The following is a 15,960-nucleotide window of genomic DNA, read 5'->3' on the forward strand; positions in this document are numbered from 1 at the left end:
CTTCACACTTTTACATTATGACTGCACTAGCGCTACAATCTGTTTTTTCTTCCATACGAGCTGATAGTAGCCGTATTGAAGGAGTAAGTTCACAAAGAAAGCCGCAGGATAGCCAATCCAGATGCCCTTGATGCCAAGGGTTGTGTAGTGCGATAGCACATAAGCGACTGGCACTTCTACAAGCCAAATCGAGCAAATACTAAAGATTGTTGGCCATAAAACTGTTCCACTTGCTCTCATCGTGGCTGCGACAATTTGGGCTGTTCCAAAAATAAGATAGCTCCATAATGTAATGACGACTAAACTATAGGCAATGTCGATCGTCTTAGAATCTGTTAAAAAGATAGATAAAATCTGCGGTGCGAAGAGATAAACAATGATAATAATGAATCCGCCTATGGCAAAATTGAGCCCTAACCCGATTTTTATCACATCTTTCAATCGGTTGATATTCCCTGCGCCGATGAATTGTGCTGCAAAGATAGAGACCGCGATGCCAAGACTTACTGCCGGCATCTGCACATAGCTCACAACTTGATTGACAACACCATAGGCAGCAGTCGCCTGTGATCCATAATCATTGACAAAGGAAATAACAGCAATTTCTGATAAAGAAATAAGGATCATATTAATGCTCGATGGAATGCTGAGCTTTAATAATGTTTTTAGTAGATCCCCTTTCATTAAAAAATGCTTTCTAACCGATGCATCGATGCGAAGCGGGTGTTTTGTTTTATATAAGTAGATTTGTAGAATGATAAATGTCACAATTGTTGATATCACAGAAGCATACGCAGCGCCGTATAAACCAAATGCCGGCAGCCCCAGCCAGCCAAATAATAAAATGGGCAGCATTAAAATATTCGTTGCCGTACTAATCATTAAGAAATAAAAAGGCGTTTTTGAATCCCCTGTCCCTCGCAGGAAAGTCGTGTAAACAAAATAAAGAAATAAGATCGGCATTGAGATGAATAGAATTCTGGCATAAGCCGCACTTTCCTCCACGATATTCGCAGGTGTTCCCATGAGATTTAAGATATCTGTTGCAAAAAAACCTCCAATGATTGCTAAAGAAAGTCCGATCAAAAAAGTGAATGAAAGTGTTGTGCCAATAATTTCTTTTAATCTTTGTTCATTTTTTGCTCCATACGCTTGTCCAATAAGGATTGAACTTCCCGATCCAATTCCGATGGAAAAAGAAACGAGTAAAAAGAAAAGCGGAAAGAATGCAGAAATGGCAGCTACTGCATCCTCTCCAATCCATCTGCCGACAAGGACGATGGATACAAGTTGTCCGATTGATTGCAAAATATTGCTAAGCAAAAGCGGGACGAGAAAAATGGACATGGTTTTTACTAAAGATTGATTGTTATCTAACGTCATGATGGTTCTCCTTCTCTATCTAAAGATTCTCAGCTAAAATGCTGACAATGTGGTCTTCTATCTCTTTCCCTTTCTCGTCATCAACAAGATGATTTAATAAAATGGAAAAAGCGACCGTCTTTCCGCTCTTTGTGTCAATATATCCAGAAAGTGTACTGACCGTAGTTAATGAACCTGTTTTTGCACGAACTTTTTCTAGTGTAGCAGGTTCTTTTAATCTGTTCCTTAACGTCCCTCCGACCATTCGGTCACTTGCCCCTGCTAACGGAAGCGCATGTTCATAGGTCTTAAACCATTTTTCCTTTTGAATGTTTGTCAAAAATAACGTGAACTGATTGGCAGAAACAAGGTTAATAGGTGAGATGCCCGACCCATCTCGCAGCACAGTATGGGAAGAATCGATGCCAAAGGCGGGAAGCCGTTCATTCATGACATCCAGTCCATCGTCAAAGCTCCCTTTATTCTTCACTTGTTTTCCAAGTTCCTTCAGCAATATTTCTGCATGGGTATTGTTGCTGAGTTTCATCATGGAAACAAGGAGCTCTGATAAAGGCATCGATGAATGGGTGGCAATTTTCTTGGCTTTTTTAGGGACTTGTTTTGTTTTCAGCGATCCTTTTACATGAATCCCTTCCGCCTTTAACGCTCGTTTCATTAAATCTAACGCATAAGAGGATGGCTCCCATAACGCTACCCATTGTCTAGATACACTAGCTTTCACCGGAATGGTGCCAGTTAAAGTGATTTTGTTTGTGCCGTGAGAGCGCTTAAAAGAAATCTTCTTTTTCCCTCCTTCTGGCACGGTTTTTACTTGATTGATAACTTGAGGGACAGAAGTCTTCGGAATCATGTCATAGGTCGCTTTTTGCCCTGCTTTTTTGCCTGGCTTTACTTCGAGAATCACGGTTCCTGCATCATAATCTTGATTCGGTGAAGCTGTGAGAGCAGATATTTGTGCGCCGTAGTATTGATCCTCATCACTCCACGGCAGATCAATAGAATATCTCGTGTCATCAAACCAAGTGTCATCTGCCACAAGCTGCCCGCGAACTGTATGTATTCCACCCTTTTTGACTTGTTTGGCAAGTTTTGCAAAATCCTCATCTAATAAAGTCGGATCTCCAGTGCCGCGAAGATACAGGTTGCCATGTAACGTTTTCTTTTGAATAGAACCATCTATCCAGATGTCTGTCGGAAATGTGTGTGTTTCTCCTAGTATATCAAGAGCGATGGCTGAAGTGAGCAGTTTCATATTAGAAGCAGGAGTAAGACGAATATCGGCTTGATGTTCATAAAGAAGAGAGGAGTCAGAAGTATTGCGGACGCTAATGCCAGAGATCGCGCCCTCTAAATCAGGTACTGTTCGTATAAATTCATCTAAAGCTGTTACCCACGGCAGTGAGTCGTCACGAGCTGTAAGTTGATCATCTTTTGCTGAAAAAGGGAGAAATAAAATCGACAGGATGCATATTTGTAAAAACAAGATCTGTGAAAAACGCTTCACCCAATCCCTCCTTTTTTGTCGCAGCTAATTTTAGAAGAATATGTTCATTATACACAAAAGAACGTTTGTTCTCAAAGGTTTTTTAAACAGAAAAGTCAGCTTTCTTTGACGAAAACTGACAAGCTCTTTACCTTTTTTCTGGATTCCAGCCATCGGTTCCGCTAAGAACAGCTTGCACTGTGATTTGACTTGCTTCGTTTTTCGTTAAAATGCTGGACCATTTTACGCGGTTTGTCGAATTGCTTCCTGCCCCTGTCGATCCGTATTCTTTATATCTAGCTGTTCTTTCGTTATCACGGTTATCCCAGTTATGCCATCCATTTGCCTTTATATGATCATCCATTTTTGTATAGAGGAATGTCACAGCAGAATGAGGCCGCCACGGACGTCCTAAATAAACTGATTGAACAGCAGCCGTCCCCTTTTTGAGCGTAGAATCGATGAATACATATCCATACTTTTGAGCTTCTGTTGTGGATGCTGCAGTAATATACCCATTTCCAAGACTTTTTATTTCAGCTCTTTTAAACACGGCTGTAGCTGATCCAAAAATAAAATCGACCGTGCCTTCGATATAGCAGTTTTCATAATATTGCCGGCCTGTACCTGTTGCATAAAGCGTATCTTGATAGCCTAAGACCCGTATTTGTTTGAACGCAGCCCGGTCACCGGACACGTATAGTGCAACCGCCTGACCAGCATGTCTGCCGGCCGTATTTTGAAAGGTGATATTTTCTGCGTAAAAGTCGTTCGCACGAATCATTGTGCTTGAGCTATTTGTTGTGCTACCAGTACTTGCATTTGTATCATTATACGTCAGAATCGTCTTGTGTTGGTCTTCCCCGATAAAGGACACGTAAGGTTTATTTTGCGGAAGCAGGATTTTTTCTTTATACACACCATTTTTAATATAGATCGTTACGCGCTGTTGATTGTTCACTGGAATCGTATCAATGGCAGACTGAACGGTTCGAAACGAGCCATTTCCCTTTTGATCGACCACAAGGACGCGATTTGTTTGATTCTGATGTCCGGCTGCTTGAAGTGAAGCTGCTGAGTTCAATAGTAATAAAGACAAGACGACTACAAGCCATACCTTTCCATACTTCATCGTACATCTCCTCCTCTTTGTGAACGTTTTCAATCAAACATTCTTTTTGATCCTATTCATGACACGCACAAAAAAACACCCACTTATAGATGTTATGGATGTTTTTTAGACTTTTCATATTTCATTGCATAAATCCCTTCATTTTCAATCCATTCACAAAATAGAACGTCTCGATAAGAAGAAATGTGCTGCTTTTTTAATTGCTCACTCAGCCATGTTTCATCGAAGCCAGCTTCTTGTAAATCTTTTTTTAAAATTTCACCATCAATAATAAACGTTCTGGGCAATTTGACTTCTTTTCCCTTCACGTTCACATCTTCTGCGGTGGCTGTTGCGTATTTCATTTTCGGAAGAACGCTCACCGATCCATCTGTTTCCAAAATGGCATATTCAATTTCATTCAAGGCAAAATGACCCTTCGCACGAATCAGTGTCTGCAGTTGATTGAGATCAAGCATATTTTTCTTCAAGCGATTGTAGTGAATCTTCCCTTGATCAATGACAAGTGTCGGTCTTCCTTCTAAAAAGGCTCGAATACCTTTAAAGCGCTGTGAAAACCATTCAACTGTATAGATGAGAATGCCCCATACCGCAACAGCAAACAAAATATGCTGAATCTTGACTTCTGGGTCAAAAATGGCGTTTCCGACCATTTCCCCTAAAATCAGCGCAGAAATAAAATCAAATGGCGTGATTTGTGCGAATTGTGTTTTTCCTAATAATTTTGTAATAGAAAATAAGGCGAAAAACCCGATAAACAGTTCAATCAAAATGTTAAAAAACGGCACAAGCTTACCTTCCTTTCTTACTGCATTTATCTACAGCATGTACATGAAAGGAAGGATCTAAACCGGTTATACAAAGGCAGTAAAATCAAAACGTCGTCTTCCTAACCAATATGTCACACGTTTTGACATACCCGTAAATCTAGTGCTTGAACGTTACCTAATGAAAGATAGATTTTCCAATCAGCTCACCCTTCCTTCAGCCAGCACGCTGCCTTTAGTTCGTTCTTTTAGCTGCATCTCCACTAGAGCGGGAAAAAGTGATAGTAAATCAAACCATATCTGAATCATAAAAAGCCATGATCACTATTGGATCATGGCTTTTCTATATCATAAACACCCTTTGTTTGACCTATTTTGGCAGAACCGAACTCCCCATTAAATAACGGTCTACCTCGTGCGCCACTTGTCTGCCTTCATTAATTGCCCAGACAATCAAGCTTTGCCCGCGTCTTGCATCTCCCGCTGCAAATACGCCTTCTACATTTGTTGTATACTCCCCATACTTTGCGTCAATGCGATTGTTTTTGCTGTCCACGCCAAAGTGTTTCACGAGTGGCTGTTCAGTTCCCTCAAAACCAATTGCAATAAAGACTAGCTGAGCCGGCCATACTTTTTCTGTCCCTGGAATCTCATGAAATTCAAACTTCCCATGTTCGTTTTTCACCTTTTCCATTTGAATCGTATGAAGCTCTTTTAATTTTCCATTTTTATCTGCCACAATTTTTGTGGTTTGAATGGAATATTGACGCGGATCTTCCCCGAATTTAGCTTGTGCTTCTTCATAAGCATAATCGAGTGAGAAGACGTAAGGCTGTTCAGGCCACATGTTATCCCCTACACGTGTATCCGGAAGCTTCGGATGCTTCCCGAACTGAACAACACTTTTTGCTTTTTGGCGAAGGGCAGTTGCAACGCAATCCGCACCTGTATCTCCTCCGCCAATGACAATCACGTCTTTTCCTTTTGCATCAATAAAGTTTTTGTCTTTAAATCCTGAATCCAGCATGCTTTTTGTTGCGAGGGTTAAATAATCCATCGCAAGGTGAATCCCTTTAGCTTCCCGGCCTTCAATCAACAGGTCACGCTGCTTTTGTGCACCTGTACACAGGATGACCGCATCAAACTGTTCTTTCAGTTCATCGGCAGTGACATCCACGCCGATTTCTGTGTTCGTTACAAAATCAATGCCTTCTTGTCTCAGCAGTTTGACTCTTCGCTCCACTACTTCTTTGTCCAGTTTCATGTTTGGAATACCGTATGTCAGCAGTCCGCCAAGGCGGTCAGACCGTTCGAACACTGTGACGGCGTGACCTGCTTGGTTTAATTGATCAGCACTTGCAAGTCCTGCTGGTCCTGAGCCGACAATGGCAATTTTCCTGCCTGTACGGCTTGAAGGAATTCTCGGTGTGATCCATCCATTTTCAAAGCCTTTATCAATGATCGTGCGTTCGATATTTTTAATTGAAACAGCTGGATCATTGATGGCGACTGTACATGACCCTTCGCAAGGCGCTGGACATACTCTCCCAGTAAATTCAGGGAAATTATTTGTTTTTTGCAGTCTTTCGAGCGCTTCTTTCCATCTCCCGCGATACACAAGGTCGTTCCATTCTGGAATTAAATTGTAGATCGGGCAGCCTGACACGCCGCCTTTGATCTCCATCCCAATTTGACAAAACGGTGTGCCGCAATCCATACATCTAGCGCCCTGCTTCTTCAATACGTCATCTGTATAAGGAGCTGAATATTCTTTCCAGTCATTTTGACGAGTGAGAGGGTCACGTTCATTTGGCTTTTCTCTTTTATAATCCATAAAACCTGTTGCTTTGCCCATTGTCCTCTCCCCTTTCTTAATGAGCGAGGGCTGCTTTTTGCCCGTTTGCCGTTTCTTGATTTTTCGGTTTCGTGTTTGCTTCAAAGGCATACATGACCGCTTCCTCATGACTAAGGCCCGCTTGTTTTTGTTCTTCAATGCTTTGAAGCATCATTTTGTAATTTCTCGGAATGACCTTGATGAATTGATCCTTTTCTTGCGCCCAGTTTTCTAAAAGTGCCGAAGCTTTTGCGCTGTTTGTATAGTGAAGGTGCTCTTGAATCAGCTGTTTCACTTCTTGCTCTTCATCGTGATCTGTGAGTTTTTCAAACATGATCATTTCCATGTTGCACATTCTTTTGAACTGTTTCGCATCGGATGTATGGACATAAGCTACGCCGCCAGACATGCCTGCGCCAAAGTTTTTCCCGACGTCTCCTAAAATGACGACACGTCCGCCAGTCATATATTCACATCCATGATCACCGATTCCTTCAACAACCACCTGCACGCCTGAATTACGAACGGCAAAGCGCTCACCTGCACGCCCGTTAATAAAGGCTTTTCCGCTTGTCGCTCCGTAGAATGCGACGTTTCCGACAATCACATTTTCATGTCCATTTTGTACAAAGTGATCAGATGTTTTGACTGCAATTTTGCCTCCAGAGAGTCCTTTGCCGATATAGTCATTTGAATCACCTGTTAAATAGAGAGACATGCCCTTTGGCACAAAAGCACCGAAGCTTTGTCCTGCGGAACCAGTGAACCTTAGTGTGATCGTATCCTCTGGCAAGCCTTCTTCCCCGTAGCGCTTAGACACTTCACTTCCAGTAATGGTTCCGGCCACACGGTTGATATTGCGAATATTCAATGATAGATCAACCGGTGTTTGATGATTCAGCGCTTCCTGTACATAAGGGAGGATTTCATTCATATCCAGTGATTCATCAATTTTATGATTTTGCGGTGTTCTGAATGTACGAGCTCCTTCTGGCTGATAAAGCAGTGTTTCAAGGTCTAGCTGGCCTGCTTTCCAGTGAGCTTTTGCTCGTTCGCTAACTCCTAGAACATCCGTGCGTCCAATTAATTCATCCATTGATGTAAAGCCAAGTTCCGCTAAGATTTCTCTTACTTCCTCAGCAATAAACATCATGAAATTCACAATGTGGTCAGGGTTCCCCATGAATTTTTTGCGAAGCTCTGGATTCTGTGTAGCAACGCCGACTGGGCAAGTATCTAAATGACATGCTCTCATCATCACACAGCCCAATACGACAAGTGGAGCTGTCGCAAAGCCGTATTCTTCTGCTCCTAAAATCGCAGCCATGACCACGTCGCGGCCAGTCATTAACTTTCCGTCCGTTTCAAGAACGACTCTTTCGCGAAGGCCGTTTAACACAAGGGTTTGATGCGCCTCTGCCAAACCGAGTTCCCAAGGAAGTCCTGTGTGTTTAATACTCGTTTTCGGCGAAGCTCCTGTACCGCCGTCGTATCCACTGATGACAATGACATCCGCCGTCCCTTTTGCAACACCTGCTGCAATCGTACCAACACCTGCTTTAGACACAAGCTTGACACTGATGCGGGCATCACGGTTCGCGTTTTTCAAATCATGGATCAGCTGCGCTAAATCCTCGATGGAATAAATATCATGATGCGGCGGTGGTGAAATCAATCCGACGCCTGGTGTAGATCCGCGTACATCGGCGACCCAAGGGTATACTTTATTTCCTGGCAGCTGCCCGCCTTCTCCCGGCTTTGCCCCTTGTGCCATTTTAATTTGCAGTTCATCTGCATTGACCAAATAATGACTCTTTACGCCAAAGCGTCCAGAAGCAATTTGTTTAATCGCACTTCTGCGATCATCGCCGCGCTCATCAACTGTAAAGCGAGCAGGATCTTCTCCGCCTTCTCCGCTGTTACTTTTACCGCCAATTCGGTTCATGGCAATGGCAAGTGCTTCGTGCGCTTCTTTACTTAAAGATCCAAATGACATGGCGCCTGTCTTGAATCGGCGCACGATGGATTCAGCAGATTCAACGTCTTCCAAACGAACTGGTTTTTGTTTTGGCTGGAAAGCAAATAAATTTCGAAGGAAGCCGATTCTTTCTTCGTCCGCTGCCTTTGTATATTGCTTAAATAGATCGTAATCTTCATTGCGGCATGCCCACTGAAGCGTATGGATCGTTTTTGGATTAAAGGCATGGTGCTCACCATTTTTTCTCCACTGGAAGTCACTTCCTGATTCGAGTGTTTGGTCAGTCGCTGCCTGATACCCTGCTTCATGACGAAGTTTTGCTTCATGTGCAATGGTCTCAAGGTCAATCCCGCCAAGCTGAGAAGCTGTTCCCGTGAAATACGCCTGAATGACGTCTTCACTAATGCCGACGGCTTCAAAGATTTGCGCTCCTCTGTAGCTTTGCACAGTGGAGATTCCCACTTTAGACATGACTTTGACGACACCTTCGGTTACGCTTTTACCAAACTTTGTGACTGCTTCATCAAAGCTGAAAGAGATCGCTTCTTCTGCAATCAACTGTTTGTACGTTTCATAGACAAGGTAAGGATGGATTGCATCTGCTCCATAGCCAATCAGTGCGGCAAAATGATGAACCTCTCTGACTTCTCCAGATTCAACGATCAGACTCACCTTTGTCCGTAAGCCTTGACGCACAAGATGCTGATGCAGTGCACTTAGCGCCAGAAGTGGTGGAATCGGCACTTTTTCTTCCGTCATTTCACGATCGGAAAGAATTAATAAAGATACACCTTCACGGATCGCTTTTTCCGCCTCTTCAAACATCGCATCCAGCCCGCGCTTTAAATCATCGGTGAAAAGAGTATGAATCGTTTTGCTTTTAAAGGCATTATGAACAATTGTTCTCAAACCGTTAAACTGTCCGCTTGTTAAGACGGGTGTATACAGTTTAATTCGTCGGCATGAATATTCATTCGGATGTAAAATATCTCCTTCAGCACCTAACCACGTCATCGTAGATGTCACAAGCTGCTCACGAATGGCGTCAATCGGCGGGTTCGTCACTTGTGCAAACAGCTGCTTGAAGTAAGAAAACAGAGACTGCGCACGATCTGATAACACAGCAAGCGGAGTGTCGCTTCCCATTGAACCGATTGGGTCCTTGCCTTCTTCTAGTAAAGGAATTAAATACTTTTGAATGTCCTCGTACGTATAATGGAAGGCACGCTGGCGCGTCAATAAATCATCCATTATACTAGAATTTTCTGAATTTTCTTCCGAGCGATTGACGTGCACCATTTCTTCATCAAGCCATTTTTGATAAGGAAGTTCATTGGCAATCGTCGATTTCACTTCTTCGTCAGAAATAATTCGCCCTTCTTCTAAATCAATTAAGAGCATTTTACCTGGCTCAAGACGATCTTTATACTTCACATCCTCTTCATTTGTGTCGATCACACCGACCTCAGAAGAGAAAATGATATGATCATCATTTGTGACATAGTATCTTGCCGGTCTTAATCCGTTTCGGTCTAAGATGGCTCCGATTTGTTTACCATCAGTAAAGGAAATAGCTGTTGGCCCATCCCACGGTTCCATGAGAGAACTATGGTATTCATAAAATGCCCGTTTTTCTTTCGACATGTGCGTGTTTTCAGTCCATGGCTCTGGAATCAGCATCATGGCTGTATGAGCAGGTGTACGGCCTGCAAGCACAAAGAATTCAAAGGCATTGTCTAGAATGGATGAATCACTTCCGTCTGCATTCAGCACTGGCAAAATCTTGTCTAAATCGTCTCCGAAAGCTTCAGATACGAATTGTTGTTCTCTTGCTCTCATCCAATTGATGTTTCCTCTTAATGTGTTAATTTCACCGTTGTGAATCAAATAGCGGTTTGGATGGGCTCTTTCCCATGTAGGAAATGTATTTGTACTAAATCGTGAATGAACAAGTGAAAATGCAGAAACAAATGTTTCATCCTGAAGATCAAGATAAAAAGCATCGACTTGATCTGATGTTAAAAGCCCCTTGTATACAATGGTTTGACTCGACAGGCTGACAAAGTAAAATTGTTTTTCCTCTGCTGTCCCCCAGTTCTCAGCCTGTTTACGAATGACATATAATTTTCTTTCAAATGACAAACGATCTGTGATCTTGTCATTTGCCCCGATAAAGACTTGCCTCACAACCGGACAGCTCTTCGCTGCGACAGTACCAATTTTCCCTGCATCAATAGGAACTGTTCTCCAGCCAATTAATGTTTGACCTTCTTGTTTAATGAACCCGTTGATTTTTTGCTCGATGGCTTGGCGCGTTTTCTCGTCATCCTCTTTTGAAAAGAAGACCATTCCTACCCCGTAACGGCCCTTTTCAGGAAGTGCAAAGTCTTTGCAGCTTTTTCTAAAGAAAGCGTCTGGTAGTTGTACCATTAAGCCGGCACCATCACCTGTATACGGATCACTGCCTTGCCCACCGCGGTGATCAAGCTGGCACAGCATTTGTAATCCCTTTTTGACGATGCTGTGTGTCGCTTCCCCTTTTAAATGAGCGTACAGTCCGATCCCACATGCATCATGTTCAAATTCAGGACGGTAGAGACCTTGTGGTTGTGGTAGTTGATTATAAGTCATCGTTTCTCTCCCCCGTTTAAAAGATCCGTTTTTTCACAGTAATAAAATCTCACAAACTCTGTAACTTATTTTAAGTTTTCAAATTAATATAAACAATATATAATTTAGATGAAAACAATCTCTTTTTGAGATAGATGGGTGTGAAGTGTAAAAATGGAGCTTCGTCAGTTGCGTTATTTTGTAGAAGTCGCAGACCGTGAACACGTGTCAGAAGCGGCTGAAAACTTACATGTTGCCCAATCTGCGATCAGCCGGCAGATTGCGAATTTAGAAGAAGAACTTGGAGTGGCCTTATTCGAACGAGAAGGACGAAATATCAAATTAACGAAGATCGGCAGACAATTTTTAGATCATGTCAGAACGGCACTAAAAGCCATTGATTATGCGAAAGAGCAAATTGATGAATATTTAGATCCGCACAAAGGAACCGTCAATATCGGCTTTCCTACTAGCCTAGCAAGCCAAGTGCTACCTTCTGTTATTTCCGCCTTTAAGCATGAATACCCAGAGGTCGATTTTTTACTTCGTCAAGGATCCTATAAATTTCTCATTGAAGCTGTAAAAAATCGAGATATTGATCTCGCCTTTTTAGGACCTGTACCGACAAACGATCCTCAAATAGAAGGAAATATTTTGTTTTCAGAAAGCATTTATGCCTTGCTGCCTGTCAGTCACCCCTTTAGCGGACAAAGGAGTATTCATTTAAGTGATTTAAGAAAAGATCATTTCGTGTTATTTCCAGAAGGTTATGTGCTGAGACAAATTGCGGTTGATGCTTGTAAGCAGGCAGGCTATGAGCCAACCATTTCATCAGAAGGAGAAGATTTAGACGCTATTAAAGGTCTCGTATCAGCGGGTATGGGCGTTACCTTATTACCCGAAAGTGCCTTTTATGAAACCACACCGCGCTTTACAGCGAAGATTCCGATCGATTTTCCGCAAGTGAGAAGAACTGTTGGAATTATTGCTTCTAAATCACGAGAAATGTCACCTTCTGCTCATGATTTTTATGTGTTCGTGAAGGATTTCTTTTCTAAAATTGAACAATATAAATAATTCATTAAAACAAGACATTTCATTTGTGGAAATAATCCCTCTTTGTATATGATGGGTTACAGAACAACACACTATATGGAAGAAAGGTATTCGTATGAAATCAATTTTATCGTTTTTAAAGCCGTATCGGCTATCCGTTGTGTCCATTGTGATCCTCACCTTTTTAAGCAGTATGCTCCAGCTGTATTTACCGACGCTTACGGCAGATATCGTCGATGTCGGGATCGTCCAAGGAGATATTGCTTACATATGGAAGGTTGGCGGCTGGATGGTGGCTTGTTCTTTACTTGCCATCTTACTCACGATCTGGAAGTCTTACTTGTCATCAAAGACTGCACTTGGCTTCGGGCGTGATATGAGAAGACAGCTGTTTGTGCATGTCGAACAATTTTCACTAGAAGAATTTCAAAGGATCGGGACGTCTTCCTTTATTACAAGATCAACAAATGATGTGAAACAAGTCCAAGATGTCACGATCATGATCTTACAAATGATGACGAGAGCACCACTCATGCTTGTGGGCGGAATTATTTTGGCTGTATCCCGAGATGCTGTCCTGTCTCTCATCTTTCTAGCTGCTCTTCCCCTTCTTGGCGGATTTATCTACTTGGTGTCGAGAAAAGCCATTCCTTTATTCGGTCAGCTTCAGAAAAAAACAGATCGGCTGAATTTAATTATGCGAGAATCTCTTTCAGGCATCCGGGTCATTCGTGCTTTTAACCGTGTAGATAATGAAAAGGAGCGTTTTCAAGAAGCCAACACATCCTACAAGGATACTGGTCTGAGAGTCAACCGTTTAATGGCTTACTTGTTTCCATTTATGCTCATCATCATGAACTTCACAAATATCGGCATTGTCTGGCTAGGTGCAAACCGAATTGATGCCGGAGAGATGGAAGTAGGGAATCTTATTGCCTTTATCCAATATGCGATGATGATTTTAATGGCACTGATTATGCTGTCGATGAGTTTTATTATGGTCCCAAGAGCACAAGCATCAGCTAAACGGATGAATGAAGTGTTAAACATGGAACCGAAAATTCAAGACAATAAAGGAACGGTTACTGACCTGCACGCGCCCGCACAATCCATTCGCTTTGAGGATGTGTCATTTTATTACTCAAATGCTGAAAAGCCGGCAGTTCAAAACATTTCGTTTGAAGCCAAAACTGGCGAAACGACAGCTATTATCGGAAGTACAGGTTCAGGGAAAACCACTCTTCTCCAGCTAATGACGCGCTTCTACGAAGCAACTGAAGGCCGGATTACACTAGATGGTGTAGACATTAGAAAGCTGCCTCAGGAGAAACTAAGAGGCCAGATGGGCTACGTTTCTCAAAAAGCGGTTTTATTTAGTGGAACCATTGCCGATAATGTACGCTTCGGCAGGCAGAATGCAAGCGATGAAGACGTCTGGCAGGCGCTGCGCACGGCGCAGGCAGAAGAATTTGTTTTGCAAAAAGATGGCGGAATCAATGCGGAAATTGACCAGGGCGGATCGAATCTATCTGGCGGTCAAAAGCAGCGTCTTTCTATTGCAAGAGCGCTAGTGAGAAAACCGTCATTCTATCTGTTTGACGATAGTTTCTCAGCACTTGATTACAAAACAGATGCGAAGCTTCGGGCATCATTAGAAGCTGAAAAAGCGCATGCAGCCCTCATCATTGTGGCGCAAAGAATCAGCACAGTGAAGCATAGTGATAAAATCATCGTACTAGATGATGGGAAAATCGCAGGTATCGGAACACATGAACAATTACTGAAGGACAACCTTGTCTATCAAGAGATTGTTGCATCACAGGAAGGTCAGGAGGTGGAGCGAGGATGAGTAAAAAAATGTCTTCCGGCATGGGCCATAAAGGCGGCCACCCTAGAGGACCTGTCGCAAAACCAAAGGAATTTAAGAAAACACTGCTTCGTTTGATTGGCTATTTAAAACCAAGAAAGATTCAATTGATCATTGTCTTCATTGCAGCAGTCGGTTCAACCGTCTTTAACGTCATTAGTCCAAAGCTGCTAGGGGATGCCACCTCTTCCCTGTTTGACAGCTTTACACAAGGAACAGCTGTACAATTTGATGTCATTTCACGAATCTTATTGCTGCTTGTCGTGCTATACGTCGTTGCTGCCCTCTTTTCATTCGTACAGCAATATGTCATGGCGGGTGTCTCCCAACAGACCATTGCTGAATTACGGCAAGAAGCAAATGACAAGCTCACACGTCTCCCCCTTCGGTATTTTGATAAAACAACCCACGGGGACACGCTGAGCCGTGTAATGAATGATATCGATAATATTAATACTTCGCTTCAGCAGGCACTCACCCAAGTGATTACATCTGTCATTACGGTCATTGGGATTGTCGTCATGATGCTATTGATTAGTCCGCTGTTGACCTTGCTTGTTTGTTTAACACTGCCGCTCAGCCTGTTTGCGATTCGCGGCATTACGTCATTTTCTCAAAAGCATTTTAAAGCGCAGCAAAAAGAGCTGGGGATGATCAATGGACATATTAATGAAATGTTCACAGGGCATCAAACGGTTCGTGCGTATGGCTACGAAAAGAAAGCGATCGATACATTTGATCAATTAAACGAACAGCTGTATGAATCATCGAGGAAAGCGCAGTTCATATCCGGTTTAATGATGCCATTGATGACGTTTATCGGGAACCTTGGCTATGTAGCAGTCAGTGTAGCCGGCGGTATTCTTGTGATTAACGGGAATATTCGTGTCGGAGATGTGCAGGCGTTTATCCAATACACGCAGCAAATGTCTCAACCGCTCGTGCAAGCATCAAGCGTCGCCAACTTGGTTCAATCAGCGATTGCTTCTGCTGAAAGGGTGTTTGAAATCCTGGATGAGAAAGAAGAAAGTCCCGAGGAAGATGCAGCAATTGATCTTGAATCACTTTCAGGTGATGTGAGCTTTGAACAAGTTCAATTCGGATATGAAAAAGACCATCCAATTATTAAAGATTTGACTTTAGATGTCAAAGAAGGTCAAACGGTTGCGATTGTCGGGCCAACAGGCGCTGGAAAAACAACCATCATCAATCTTTTAATGCGTTTCTATGAATTAGATCAAGGCTCGATCCGTATCGGCGGCGTCAAAACAACTGATCTCAGCCGTCAGCAAGTACGCGACTTATTTGCAATGGTTCTTCAGGATACGTGGCTTTTTGAAGGGACGATTCATGATAATATTGCCTATGGCAGGCAGAACGTCTCAAAAGAGGATGTCATCAAAGCCGCCAAACATGCTTATGCTGATGACTTCATCCGCACGCTTCCAGACGGATATGACACACTCTTAACAGAAGATGCCGGCAATCTATCCCAAGGTCAGCGCCAGCTGTTAACCATCGCCCGTGCGATTTTATCTGATCCAAAAATCTTAATATTAGATGAAGCGACGAGCAGTGTGGATACACGGACAGAGATGCACATTCAAAAAGCGATGAATGAATTGATGAAAGGCAGAACGAGCTTCGTCATTGCACACAGACTGTCGACGATTAAGGATGCCGACCTTATTCTAGTCATGAAAGATGGCACCATCATTGAAAAAGGAACGCACAGAGAACTCTTAAAACAAAATGGTTTCTATGCAGACTTATATATGAGCCAATTTACGGAGAATCAAGTCGGTTAAATATAAAAAAGGATAGACACGCATCCATGCGGTCTATCCTTT

General features: G+C 42.7%; 9 protein-coding genes. 3 read left to right on the plus strand and 6 right to left on the minus strand.

What is annotated here, in order from left to right:
* Positions 1-15 precede the first annotated feature (15 nt).
* The 6 genes from MKY83_RS09750 to gltB form a co-directional block, all read right to left on the minus strand.
* A complete protein-coding gene (locus tag MKY83_RS09750) occupies positions 16-1,383 on the minus strand; it encodes an MATE family efflux transporter (RefSeq protein ID WP_065098161.1) in 1,368 nt (455 codons plus the stop codon).
* A 19-nt stretch (positions 1,384-1,402) separates the two neighbouring features.
* Positions 1,403-2,887, minus strand: a complete 1,485-nt coding sequence (gene dacB / locus MKY83_RS09755; RefSeq protein ID WP_342488622.1) for a D-alanyl-D-alanine carboxypeptidase/D-alanyl-D-alanine-endopeptidase — start codon at positions 2,885-2,887, stop codon at positions 1,403-1,405.
* A gap of 127 nt (positions 2,888-3,014) precedes the next feature.
* The gene (locus MKY83_RS09760; RefSeq protein WP_342488624.1) at positions 3,015-3,998 is read right to left on the minus strand and encodes a pectinesterase family protein; all 984 of its coding nucleotides are present in this window, start codon (positions 3,996-3,998) and stop codon (positions 3,015-3,017) included.
* 92 nt (positions 3,999-4,090) lie between these two features.
* Positions 4,091-4,786, minus strand: a complete 696-nt coding sequence (locus MKY83_RS09765; protein ID WP_044141266.1) for a DUF421 domain-containing protein — start codon at positions 4,784-4,786, stop codon at positions 4,091-4,093.
* Between the two features lie 349 nt (positions 4,787-5,135).
* On the minus strand, positions 5,136-6,620 hold the full coding sequence (gene gltD, locus MKY83_RS09770) for a glutamate synthase small subunit (RefSeq protein ID WP_065098164.1): 1,485 nt from the start codon (positions 6,618-6,620) through the stop codon (positions 5,136-5,138).
* 16 nt (positions 6,621-6,636) lie between these two features.
* Positions 6,637-11,208: a glutamate synthase large subunit gene (gene gltB / locus MKY83_RS09775; RefSeq protein ID WP_065098165.1), complete on the minus strand. Its 4,572-nt coding sequence runs from the start codon at positions 11,206-11,208 to the stop codon at positions 6,637-6,639.
* A gap of 153 nt (positions 11,209-11,361) precedes the next feature.
* Between gltB and MKY83_RS09780 the strand changes: the two genes are divergently transcribed.
* The 3 genes from MKY83_RS09780 (at position 11,362) to MKY83_RS09790 (ending at position 15,918) form a co-directional block, all read left to right on the plus strand.
* On the plus strand, positions 11,362-12,264 hold the full coding sequence (locus tag MKY83_RS09780; RefSeq protein ID WP_342490530.1) for a LysR family transcriptional regulator: 903 nt from the start codon (positions 11,362-11,364) through the stop codon (positions 12,262-12,264).
* Positions 12,265-12,358: 94 nt separating this feature from the next.
* Positions 12,359-14,092: an ABC transporter ATP-binding protein gene (locus MKY83_RS09785; protein WP_065098166.1), complete on the plus strand. Its 1,734-nt coding sequence runs from the start codon at positions 12,359-12,361 to the stop codon at positions 14,090-14,092.
* Positions 14,089-15,918 (plus strand): ABC transporter ATP-binding protein, encoded by a 1,830-nt coding sequence (locus MKY83_RS09790; protein WP_065098167.1) that lies wholly within the window; start codon positions 14,089-14,091, stop codon positions 15,916-15,918. The genes MKY83_RS09785 and MKY83_RS09790 overlap by 4 nt, the downstream gene beginning before the upstream one ends.
* Positions 15,919-15,960 lie beyond the last annotated feature (42 nt).

Source organism: Bacillus sp. FSL M8-0266, assembly GCF_038613425.1.
GTDB classification, from domain to species: domain Bacteria; phylum Bacillota; class Bacilli; order Bacillales; family Bacillaceae; genus Bacillus; species Bacillus pumilus.

Bases quoted from the DNA above. Each gene is read 5' to 3' on its own strand.
- MKY83_RS09750 (WP_065098161.1), bottom strand. From the start codon at position 1,383: ATGACGTTAGATAACAATCAATCTTTAGTAAAAACCATGTCCATTTTT.
- MKY83_RS09760 (WP_342488624.1), bottom strand. From the start codon at position 3,998: ATGAAGTATGGAAAGGTATGGCTTGTAGTCGTCTTGTCTTTATTACTA.
- gltD (WP_065098164.1), bottom strand. From the start codon at position 6,620: ATGGGCAAAGCAACAGGTTTTATGGATTATAAAAGAGAAAAGCCAAAT.
- gltB (WP_065098165.1), bottom strand. From the start codon at position 11,208: ATGACTTATAATCAACTACCACAACCACAAGGTCTCTACCGTCCTGAA.
- MKY83_RS09780 (WP_342490530.1), top strand. From the start codon at position 11,362: ATGGAGCTTCGTCAGTTGCGTTATTTTGTAGAAGTCGCAGACCGTGAA.
- MKY83_RS09785 (WP_065098166.1), top strand. From the start codon at position 12,359: ATGAAATCAATTTTATCGTTTTTAAAGCCGTATCGGCTATCCGTTGTG.
- MKY83_RS09790 (WP_065098167.1), top strand. From the start codon at position 14,089: ATGAGTAAAAAAATGTCTTCCGGCATGGGCCATAAAGGCGGCCACCCT.